Annotated in this window: 6 protein-coding genes; 4 read left to right on the top strand and 2 right to left on the bottom strand. The window is 40.7% G+C overall.

What is annotated here, in order from left to right; genetic code table 11:
* Positions 1–63: 63 nt before the first annotated feature.
* Positions 64–2163 carry a hypothetical protein gene (locus NXX38_RS05885; RefSeq protein WP_258978788.1) on the bottom strand — a complete coding sequence of 700 codons (2100 nt, stop codon included), beginning with the start codon at positions 2161–2163 and terminating at the stop codon, positions 64–66.
* A gap of 11 nt (positions 2164–2174) precedes the next feature.
* Positions 2175–2834: a hypothetical protein gene (locus NXX38_RS05880; protein ID WP_258978787.1), complete on the bottom strand. Its 660-nt coding sequence runs from the start codon at positions 2832–2834 to the stop codon at positions 2175–2177.
* A gap of 333 nt (positions 2835–3167) precedes the next feature.
* Here NXX38_RS05880 and NXX38_RS05875 point away from each other — a divergent pair, with 333 nt between their 5' ends.
* Genes NXX38_RS05875 through NXX38_RS05860 form a run of 4 tightly spaced genes read left to right on the top strand, consistent with a single transcriptional unit; the run spans position 3168 to position 11233 of the window.
* Entirely contained in the window at positions 3168–6197 is a 3030-nt protein-coding gene (locus tag NXX38_RS05875; protein WP_217720822.1) for a TonB-dependent receptor, read from the top strand.
* 44 nt (positions 6198–6241) lie between these two features.
* Positions 6242–7708, top strand: a complete 1467-nt coding sequence (locus NXX38_RS05870; RefSeq protein WP_217720823.1) for a RagB/SusD family nutrient uptake outer membrane protein — start codon at positions 6242–6244, stop codon at positions 7706–7708.
* Between the two features lie 23 nt (positions 7709–7731).
* Positions 7732–9840, top strand: a complete 2109-nt coding sequence (locus tag NXX38_RS05865; RefSeq protein WP_234133206.1) for a family 43 glycosylhydrolase — start codon at positions 7732–7734, stop codon at positions 9838–9840.
* Between the two features lie 28 nt (positions 9841–9868).
* Complete coding sequence (locus NXX38_RS05860; RefSeq protein ID WP_258978786.1) at positions 9869–11233, top strand: glucoamylase family protein; 1365 nt, start codon at positions 9869–9871, stop codon at positions 11231–11233.
* The last annotated feature ends 27 nt before the right edge of the window (positions 11234–11260 follow it).

Below are 11260 nucleotides of genomic sequence, written 5' to 3'. Positions count from 1 at the left end.
TTTCTTTAGAAAATCCCAACAAAATAGGGACGTGAAATTAAAAGGAATATTCAGTAAATATTCCTATGTAAAGTCAATCAGAAAATCGACGAGATTAATATTCCCGGGAATGGCAAGCTTCTTTCTTATTCGATAACGTGCTGTTTCTACCCCACGAATAGTAAGGTTGGTGAATTGTGCAATGTCTTTAGTCGATAGATTTAACCGTAGTAGTGCACAAAATCTCAAATCACTGGCAGTAAGGCTGGGGTACTGTTTGCGTAGATTACGGAAGAAGTTCTTATGGATCATATCGAAATTCTTGTGGTAAATATCCCAGAATTCCTCTTCATTCAGGTTTCCATTAATCTGCTTCAATATAGTGTCTATATCATGCTGATTGATAATTCCCTTATGTTCTTGCTCTGACATAACTTCTTTCAGACTTTCAACCGCTTTGCGTTGAACTACGGCATCGAGAGCCAGACTAGCTAATTCTTTGCTTTTAACCTGCAATTCAGCTTCAAGTAATTGTTCGCGTTGTTGCGCAATGATATGTTCCTGCTCCAACATCTTGATGTCCTGTTTCATTTTTTCTTTCTCAAACTCCCTATTACGTTTTCTTAGCATTTTGGCGGCATGCCAGCGAGAGTAGAAGTATACTATTACACTTGCGAGAAGCACATATATTATCCAAGCATATATGGACAGATAAAATGGGCGTGGTTTATTGAAATAATATTCTACGGAACTAAGTACTTTGCCATCGACATTTTTTACTGAAGCCGTAAAATGATAATCTCCATACCCTAAGCTACCAAATGTGACCACCGGATCGGCTGATTCTGACATCAGATCTAAGCTACTTCCCGTGAGATGATAACAAAAACGGAACGGTTCGCAATTGAAATTAGGATAAGACAAATGGAAAGTTATATCACCCCATATTTTTTCGTTGTCCTTCTTTTGGGCAGATACAGGCATTAAATGCAATTGATAATTCTGCGACAAGGAAGTCACTTCTCTAATGAGTAAAGAATGCTTTTGTAATAAAGTATCTTTTTTCAGATTCATATCCAAACGCCCTATACCATTGTTGAGGCAGAAATAAGTAATGTTGTTGTTTACATATACATTATTATTGTTTTCATTGCATTCAAGTCCGAAAAAAGAGGAAGGTATGAAGCGTTCCATCCTGAAGTTGTCATTATCATATCTTATCAGGGTGTATCCGCGATAGTCGGTGAGCCAATAGAGGTTATCATCTACCGGTATAGCCATATTAATCCCGTTTTTGAGAATAGAGTTAAGTTGTATGAAAGGTATGATACGCTGGTTAATATCATCATAAGTATACGTTCTTTTGCTGTCCGACAATACCACTCTTCCACGTATCTTCATAACATGCATCAGGCTTGCATTATTTTCTTCGTCTGACAATGATTTGATATAAGTATACTTCTCCACCTTTTTTAAATCCCTTGAAAGCTCTATCTTGTAGATACCGAGGCTCATATGTGCCGCCCAGATATTACCGCTATAATCCACTTCGAACTGACGTACCGGATTCCAGAAACCGTCAATCGAATTAGAGAAACTCCATTTGCCATTATGCTTGCGATAGACTCGGAGGTTATAATAGGAAGATTCAAGGAGCACTTCTTGTCCGTTAATGATGCATTTACGCAGGCACGTGCTACTGGTTTCTGTTTCCGGAATGTTACTCGCTGCAGTTCCTGTTATGATTTTAGTACCGAAGTTGTTTCCCAACAAGATTTGTGAATCAAATGTGCTGATATGCCAGTTTTGTCCTTCTGTGCCTTGAATAGGAACAACAGTTTTGTTTATGAAAGAATATAACCAGGCAGACTGGTTAGTAGCAATATATAAGTTATTGTTAAAGACATTGACTCCGTATACCATTCCGAATGACTGTGAGTCGCGGTCGGGTATTAAAATGGAATAAGGCGAGCCGGTATGAATTAATGCTACACCGATATCAAGTGCAGCCCATACATTATTATCCCGATCGCAGAAAAGTCGTAATACGGAATTGTTATATAAACGATTTTCCATATCATAATGCCACTTCTCTTTACCTTCTTTATCAATGGCATAGATACCGTTACGGATTGTTCCAAGTACAATTGTCGAATCTGACGGGATCATTGTGGCACGATTCATCTGCTGGCTTTTTAATTCTTGGTCGATGGCTGTAGGACGGGGGAGAGGGTTGTTCCGTCGTAGTCGAAGAGCCCGTTCCACTCGGTGCATAGAATCATTTTGCCTCCTGACGTAGGAATGAGTGCAACTACGGAATCATCTTTCAATGCTTTACGTTCAATCAGTAGTTTATATTCATCATTTTCAAGGAGATAAAAATCACCGTTAACCATCTGTACGTAAATTCGTTCATGTGCTTTGTGAAAATACAGTGGCAGGTGTTTGGAATCATAGTGTGCAGTAACTTTATTGCCGTCATATTTAAACCATGAACTGAATGATTGGAAATAAATACATTCTCCTATTTTGAGTATATTCCATATTTCATCGTTGTGTGTCTTGATATTTTCGAGCTGGTTCCATAAGGAAGTGTATTCAAGTATACCAAGGGAGTTGCGGCTGAAATAACCGAAGTCTTCGTATGTTCCCACATAAATACGGTCGCCATCAATGAGTATAGATCTAACAAGTTGATTACCGGGCATCTGATATTTACTCCATGTATAACCGTCAAAACATAACAATCCAGTGTTATTTCCAATATACATCTCTCCATTTTTTCCTTGAGCTAAAGCCCAATTCTGTAATCCCGCTTGGTAATCTTTGGCAGTATAGTTGGTAACAATAGGCATGAATGTAGATGCGTGACTTATTACCGGGAATAAACATCCTTCTGTGAGAATTATAAATAGATATATGAAACCGGTGTACTTCATTGGATTGTTTCTCTCTGTGTTTATAATAAAAATATTTTCAAATATAATACCAAATTATTAATAAATCCCAATTCAGCGAAAAAACATGCTGAAATAAGTGTCTGGAAGCGATAAACGTACTAAAAACGTAGTGTTATACAGCATAAAAGTAGTAGCGTAGTATGTGTTATTTTGCAAGAATTTTAAAAAGTCCATTCCTTTGTCGCATCGATTTTTTAGTAACCTTATTATCAATTAATACGTAAAAAAATGAAGAGAAAGATTACTTTTCTTGTAGTTGTAGTGTTGTGTTTACAGACACTATTTGCTCAAAACAAAACAATCAGAGGTACTATTGTTGATTCCTTTAGTGAACCGATCATTGGTGCGTCTGCTCATGTCAAAGGTACCTATATCGGTACGATTTCGGATCTTAATGGTAACTATACTCTCGAGAATGTTCCTGATGATGCTATTATTACCTTTTCTTATATAGGAATGATACCTCAAGAAATTGCTGTAAAAGGGAAGAATGTAATCAATGTCCAATTAAAAGATGATGTTCAGAAACTGGAAGAAGTGGTAGTAATCGGTTATGGTTCAGCTAAAGCCAAAGACTTGACTTCTCCTATTACTGTGGTCAAGGGAGAAGCGTTACTTTCTACTCCTGCAACTTCACCGATGGCTGCCATGCAAGGAAAAGTGGCCGGAGTGAATGTTATCAATAGCGGTACTCCGGGAGAAGGGCCGAAGGTAGCCATTCGTGGTAAAGGATCATTTTCCAACAGTTCGCCTCTTTATGTTGTAGACGGTATGTTCTATGATGATATCAATTTCCTTAACAGTAATGACATTCAGGATATGTCCGTGTTGAAGGATGCTTCGGCTGCTGCTATCTATGGTGTGCGTGCTGCCAATGGTGTTGTTATCATCACTACCAAAAAAGGACAGCGTAATCAAAAAGCTAAAATTACCTATAATGGGTATGTAGGTGTTCAGAAAGCAACGAATGTGTTGGAAATGGCGAACTCTAAGGAATATGCTACTATGCTTCTCGAAGGTAATTATGCTGCATATGTATCTAAAATGAAGGCTTCTATTGATAATTTTGGTGGTGATTATTCCGACCCTGATTTTCATAACTGGAAATTTGATTCAGACACAGACTGGTATAAGGAGTTGCTTCAGAGTGCACTTATCACTAACCACAGTTTGGGGATTAGTGGCGGAACAGAGAAAAGTACTTATTCTGTAGGTATGAGTTATTTATATCAGGACGGTATAATGGATGTGGAGAACAATTATAAGCGTCTTAATTTCCGAGCGGCACTTGATTATGAAGCAACCAATTGGTTGAAAGTAGGTTTTAATGGCGTATTTAGTAATTCTACTCAGGTATTGCCCAAAAATACAGCTTGGCAACAGGCATTTAATTCTCCTGGCATTTATCCGGTTTATGATACAACAAATGACAATACGTTCCCTGATAAATATGCTTCGCCTGATGCGGTCGGTTTCACTGCTAACTTCTACAATCCTATAGCAACAGCCAACTATTATAACTCGCAAAATGAGAACTATCAGGTCTTGACTAACTTTTATGCTCAGTTCCAGATACTACCAGAGAAATTAAATTTCAAAACGAGCTATGGCTATGATTATTCTGCCATCCGTGGTCGTGAATATATTGCCCCTTATTATGTAAGTAGCTGGCAGCAACAGAGTGCTTCGGAGTTGACAAAGAAAGATACAAACTATTACAATTATATTTGGGATAACATATTGACCTATAATGATCAATGGGGAAAACATAGTTTTGGGGCTATGTTGGGCTATTCTATGCGACAACAGCAATATCGGTATATGTGGGGAAAAGCTAATAATGTGCCTGAAGGAAAGGATGAATGGCTTTATTTGAGCCAAGGAAATGCCGAAGGTGTGACTCTTGGAGATGATGGCTACTGTTATCGTGGCCAGTCTTATTTCACCCGTTTAAGTTATGACTATGCAGGAAAATATTTGTTGACATTTACTATGCGTGCGGATGGTTCTTCCAAATATCAGGAGCATTGGGGATATTTCCCCTCTATTGGTGCTGCGTGGGTTATCAGTGAAGAAGATTTCATGAAAGATCAAAAGTTTTTCGATTATCTGAAATTACGTGCCAGTTGGGGGCGTTTGGGTAATGACCACGTAGCTCCAAGTGATGGTTTTGCTTCAATAACCACTGGTAATTCTGCATCCGGTGTATTTGGTAATTCTACTTTCCCGGGCTATCAGAATACAACTTTTTATAGTTGGCTGAAGTGGGAATTGGTAGATGAAACTAATGTAGGTTTAAATTTCTCTACGTTTAAGAATCGCTTGAATGTGGATTTGGATTATTTCTATCGTTTGACAAAAAGAGCTGTTATATCTCCTCGTTTGCCATTCAGTAATGATGTACTTGCAGGAAATTATGGTAAAATCCTGAATCAGGGCTTTGATTTGTCACTTAATTGGAATGATAATATCGGAAGAGACTTCAAATACAATTTGGGAGTAAACCTTTCATATTTGCGGAATAAGGTGAAGGATCTTGGTGGGCCTAACTCTATCAAAGGAGGAAAGACTATCAATATGGTGGGTAAAGAAATGAATTCATACTACGGATTTAAAGTAGTAGGAGTTTATCAGACTCCGGAAGAATGTGCAGAAGACCCGGTTGCAGTAGCTAACAATCTTGTACCGGGTGACTTCAAATATGAGGATGTAAATGGGGATAACGTGATTGATGGTGATGACCGTCAGGTGCTTGGTTCTTACATACCCAACTTTACGTATGGCATTAATCTTGGTTTGAACTGGAAGAATCTGGATTTTGAATTGACTACGTATGGGCAAACAGGCGGACAGATATACAACCGTAAGCGTGCTTTGCGTTCTGCAGCGGCTGATTACAACTTCGATAAAGCGCAGTATGAGGATCGTTGGACCGGACCGGGTTCTACTAATTCACATCCGTCTGCTGCAGCATTGATAAATGGCTGGAATGTATCTGATCAGAAAGTGAACTCTTATTTTGTAGAAAGTGCTAATTTCTTCCGTATTCAGAACATAACTCTCGGATACAGTCTGCGTAATGTCAAGTTGGGGAACTATACATTGCCGGGTATCCGCTTCTCACTGACGGCAGATCGTCCGTTTACGACGTTTAAAGCACATTCGTTTACTCCGGAGTTGAGCGATGCTGAAGGCTGGGATACAGAAGTTTATCCTTTAACATCTACTTATAGCTTTGGAATTCAGATCGACTTCTAGGCCGGCAGGAAAAAATAATTTTAATCTTACAAAAGAACAAGAAAATGAAAATACTAAAGAATATCTTAATATATGCGTTGCCAGCATTAATGTTATGCAATACATCATGTGATTATCTTGATAAAGAGCCCGAAAATAAGGTTCCGGAGGAAAATGTGGACTTTACTCAAATCGATAATATGTATCAAGCGGTTTCCGGAGTATATGCCAAAATTAGAACAGGCGGTATGCATTGGGTGATATACCCCTTGTCTGTCGTACGGGATGACGATGTTTGGTCCGGACGCATAGATGACCAGCAGGCCCTTGTCGCTGTGGGGAATTATATTTATGACAATTCATTTTGGGGGCTCAATGAAATGTGGAATCAGTATTATGGTGTCATAAAAGTGGCCAATGCTGCTCTTGAATCGCTGGATTCCTACGCTGAAAATATCACGTCGGACGATGATATGTCCAATTACCGTTCTTACTGTGGTGAAGTGAAGTTCCTTCGTGCTTATGCTTATTATCGGCTTGTACAGGCTTTTGGCCCGGTAACTATTTTGCGTAGTAATACTCAAACCGACATGACCCGTTCAACGATCAATGCTGTATATAAATATGTTCTTGAAGATTTACAATATACGATAGACCATACTCCGAGACTACGTCCGAACGAAATGACTCATTATGGTGCTGTCACTGCTTTCTCGGCAGAAATGCTTGCAGCAAAGATACATCTGAATATGGGAAATTATGGGGAAGTTGAAACACTGACAGATGATATTATCGGTAGTAAGAAATTTAAGCTTTATGATGATTACTATAATTTATTCAAGATTCCGGGTAAGGTCTGTGATGAATCGTTGTTCGAATGTCAGTGTACTGACTTTGGTATTGGCTCAGGTGATATGGTAGATGCCGATAACTGGTTTATATTCCAGGGACCGGCAAATGACGGGAATATTTCCGGCTGGGGATTCATTGGTATATATAAAGACTTCCGTGATTGGGCGGCAGCTCGTGGTGAAACTATCCGCGCTACGACTTCGTTCCTGTTGGCTGGTACGACTACACCAAGCGGTGACGTGATTCGTAAATTACAAGACCCGACTCAAACAGATTGTTGGAATGGAAAAGCCTATACTCCGACAGATCAGTTGACACCTGGCCGTACTAAATATGGTTCAAATAATAATGTCCGCATATTCCGTTATGCAGAGGTGTTGTTGATGAATGCAGAGGCCAAAGTACGTTTAGGCAAAGATGGAGATGTACCGTTGAATCTTGTGCGTGACCGTGCCAATATGTCCGCGATTAATGATGCGACAGTAGATCAAATCCTTGATGAACGCCGTATGGAACTTGTTTGTGAGTGGGGAGAACGTTACAATGACTTGATTCGTACAGGTAAGGCTGCTTCTGTACTTGGTTCCAAAGGATGGAGTGCTGATAAAACCTATTATCCGCTTCCTTTCGATCAGGTATCCAATATCCCAAGTCTGACTAATGAACCGATTGACGAGTAATCATGTCTAAATAAAATCTATAAATGACAGGAATAGTAAAAAAGATATTACTAAGTTCTGGGATCGCGTTCTCTGCTTTGGCAGGGAACGCTCTACCGCCGGATGATTCTATAAAAGTAGTCAAAGGACAGGTAAGCGATTATTATATCCCGGTAGTAAATCAATATGAAATAACCGGAACGGTTGTAGATGAACAGGGTAATCCGCTTGAAGGGGCTACCGTTATGTTTTTCTCGAGCCCGGTTCATTGTAACACAGACGTGGAAGGCCGTTATACGTTGAAGGCTACTGATAACGATGTACATCTTTATGTTTATTATCCGGGAAAATCTTTTGCTGATGTAAAACGTGCTGTTGCCGATCGGCAAGTGAAAATCGTTATGCGACCGGAGAAACATAAATCAGTGCAGCGCCAGCCTGCTCAAGCTACAAGGTGGTATGACCCTGTGCATCCTGTCACTCGTACCTATTGCAATCCTATGAATATTAGTTATAACTATGAACCTTATAACAACAATGTTCAGTTTGGCGGATCATTCAGATCTTCTGCCGATCCGATGGGGTTAACTTATAAAGATGAGTATTTCCTGTTTTCAACGAACCAAGGAGGTTTCCATTATTCGAAAAATCTAAGCGACTGGGAATTTGCTCCGGCTTCTTTCCAACGTCGTCCTACAGATGACGATATGTGTGCTCCGGCAGCGTTTGTAAGCGGAGATACACTGTTCTATACCGGTTCTACTTATGAGGGATTGCCTGTGTGGTATAGCACGTCTCCCAAATCCGGGCGTTTCAAGCGTGCTATCGAACGTAATACGTTACCTTCATGGGACCCTTGCCTGTTTTTGGATGATGACGGTAAACTTTATCTTTATTACGGTTCCAGTAATGAATATCCTCTTAAAGGTGTAGAGATCAGTCGTGATGATTTCCGTCCGGTTAGTAAGATCTACGATATCATGATGCTTCGTCCGGAAGAGCATGGCTGGGAGCGATTTGGCATGAATAATGATGACGAAGTGACGTTACGTCCGTTTACCGAAGGGGCTTATATGACGAAGCATGATGGAAAATATTATTTCCAGTACGGTGCTCCGGGTACGGAATTCAAAGTGTATGCTGACGGGGTATATGTCAGTGATTCGCCATTGGGGCCGTTCACTTACCAGCAGCATAATCCGATGAGTTATAAACCCGGTGGATTTGTGCAGGGAGTAGGACACAGTGGTACTTTTCAGGACCTGAAGGGAAATTACTGGCATGTAGGTACTTGTATGTTGTCTCTCAAATATAAGTTTGAAAGGCGTATCGGATTATATCCTACGGCATTCGATCCGGATGGAGTAATGTATTCTACCACAGCATTCGGCGACTACCCATACTGGAATGCTGACTACGATATTAAAAATCCGTCTGACCGGTTCACCGGCTGGATGCTTCTTTCCTATGAGAAACCGGTAAAAGTATCCAGTACCGACAGTATCTACTCCGCTTCCAATCTTACCGATGAAAATATGCGTACGTATTGGGCTGCTAAAACCGGAGAACCGGGTGAGTGGGTAGAAATTGACCTTGGTGGCATGAAACATATAAAGGCAATTCAACTCAATTATTATGACCATAAAAGTGTGCAGCATAATCGTGCAAACGATTTGTATTATCAATATCGTATTTACTCCAGTGATAACGGAACAGACTGGACACTGGTGGTAGATAAAAGCGATAATGATAAAGATGTACCTCATGACTACATCGAATTGAGCGAGACTTTGGATGCCCGTTATCTGAAACTGGAAAACATTCATGTCCCATCAGGCAATTTCTGTCTCTCGGAATTTCGGATATTTGGTTTTGCTGATGGGGAGAAACCGCTTCCGGTACGAAATTTCAAAGTAGTACGTGACAAACAGGATAAGCGCAATGCGATGATTTCATGGAGTCCTTCATCCGGTGCCTACGGTTATAATATCTACTATGGCATTGCTCCTGAAAAGTTATACAACTGTATAACCGTGAACGGTGCGGATCATTATGACTTCCGGGGACTGGACCTTGGTACGACTTATTACTTTGCCATTGAAGCTTTGAATGAATCGGGACGGTCGGCGTTGTCGAAAGTCGTGAAACAATAATTATTAATCAGAAGAAATACTTTATAAGATGATGGAATGGACAAGAACCGGCATATTTATTACCCTACTCGTAGTGATATGCGCATGTACACAAAAGAACAAGACAGTGATTGATGCGGAGCCTGATCGCCCCGTGGCATTTGCGAACGACAACGAACTGCTCGACTATATTCAAAAAACACACTTCAACTATATGTGGGAAGGTGCGGAAAAGACTTCCGGACTGGCCTGTGAACGCATACACCTTGATAATATCTATCCGCAGCAAGATCAGGATGTGATTACAATCGGAGGTAGTGGATTTGGAGTTGCCGGCTTGTTAGTAGCTATCGAACGGAACTTTATCGACCGGGAAGAAGGTATAGCTCGTTTGACGAAGATTGTAGACTATCTGGCAAAAGCCGACCGATTTCATGGAGTATGGCCGCACTGGCTGAATGGTCCTACGGGCAAAGTGAAACCATTCGGAACAAAAGATGACGGTGGCGACCTGGTGGAAAGTAGTTTCCTTATGCAAAGCCTGTTGTGTGTGCGACAATACGTGAAAGACGGCAACGAAAAAGAAAAAGCATTGGCCTCTAAAATAGATGAACTATGGCACGGAATGGAATTCGACTGGTACCGGAACGGTGGGCAAAATGTATTATACTGGCATTGGTCTCCTAACTATGGCTGGGAAATGAACTTCCCGCTTGAAGGTTATAATGAATGTCTGATTACCTATATCCTTGCCGCCTCATCTCCTACACATTCTGTTCCGGAAGAATGTTATCATGAAGGATGGGCGCGTAGCGGTGGCATCAAAAGTGCCTCTAAACCTTACGGTTACCCGCTCGAACTGAAACATAATGGAGCAGAAGAAAAAGGTGGTCCTTTATTCTGGGCACACTACTCTTACATCGGTCTTGACCCGCGTAATTTGACCGATCAATATGCCAACTACTGGAACGTGGTACGCAATCATGCGATGAGTGATTATCAATATTGTGTCACTAATCCGAAGGGATACAAAGGATACGGGCCTGATTGTTGGGGACTTACAGCGAGTTATTCAATAAATGGTTATTCAGCACACATGCCGGACAATGATCTTGGTGTGATTACTCCTACTGCCGCTTTATCCTCTTTCCCTTACACACCGGAGGAATCGATGGCTGCCTTGAAAGGTTTCTATAAACAAGGATCGTGGATCTGGGGTAAATATGGATTTTACGATGCATTCTCACCGAACGAGAAGTGGACTGTTCCGCATTATCTTGCCATCGATCAGTGTACGATTGCGCCAATGATAGAGAACTACCGTACAGGATTGCTTTGGCGGTTATTCATGAGTTGTCCGGAAATCCAGCAAGGACTGAAGAAGCTGGGCTTCACTTCTACAGCAACCGACTAAAAACAGAAGAAAGAATAATATAAATAC

This window comes from Bacteroides sp. BFG-637, from assembly GCF_024793605.1.
In the GTDB taxonomy this organism is placed as follows: domain Bacteria; phylum Bacteroidota; class Bacteroidia; order Bacteroidales; family Bacteroidaceae; genus Bacteroides; species Bacteroides vicugnae.
This window is presented reverse-complemented; position numbering and strand designations above follow the sequence as displayed.

Coding starts and splice junctions, on each gene's coding strand:
- NXX38_RS05870 (WP_217720823.1), top strand. CDS start 6,242: ATGAAAATACTAAAGAATATCTTAATATATGCGTTGCCAGCATTAATG.
- NXX38_RS05875 (WP_217720822.1), top strand. CDS start 3,168: ATGAAGAGAAAGATTACTTTTCTTGTAGTTGTAGTGTTGTGTTTACAG.
- NXX38_RS05860 (WP_258978786.1), top strand. CDS start 9,869: ATGATGGAATGGACAAGAACCGGCATATTTATTACCCTACTCGTAGTG.
- NXX38_RS05865 (WP_234133206.1), top strand. CDS start 7,732: ATGACAGGAATAGTAAAAAAGATATTACTAAGTTCTGGGATCGCGTTC.
- NXX38_RS05880 (WP_258978787.1), bottom strand. CDS start 2,834: ATGCCTATTGTTACCAACTATACTGCCAAAGATTACCAAGCGGGATTA.
- NXX38_RS05885 (WP_258978788.1), bottom strand. CDS start 2,163: ATGAATCGTGCCACAATGATCCCGTCAGATTCGACAATTGTACTTGGA.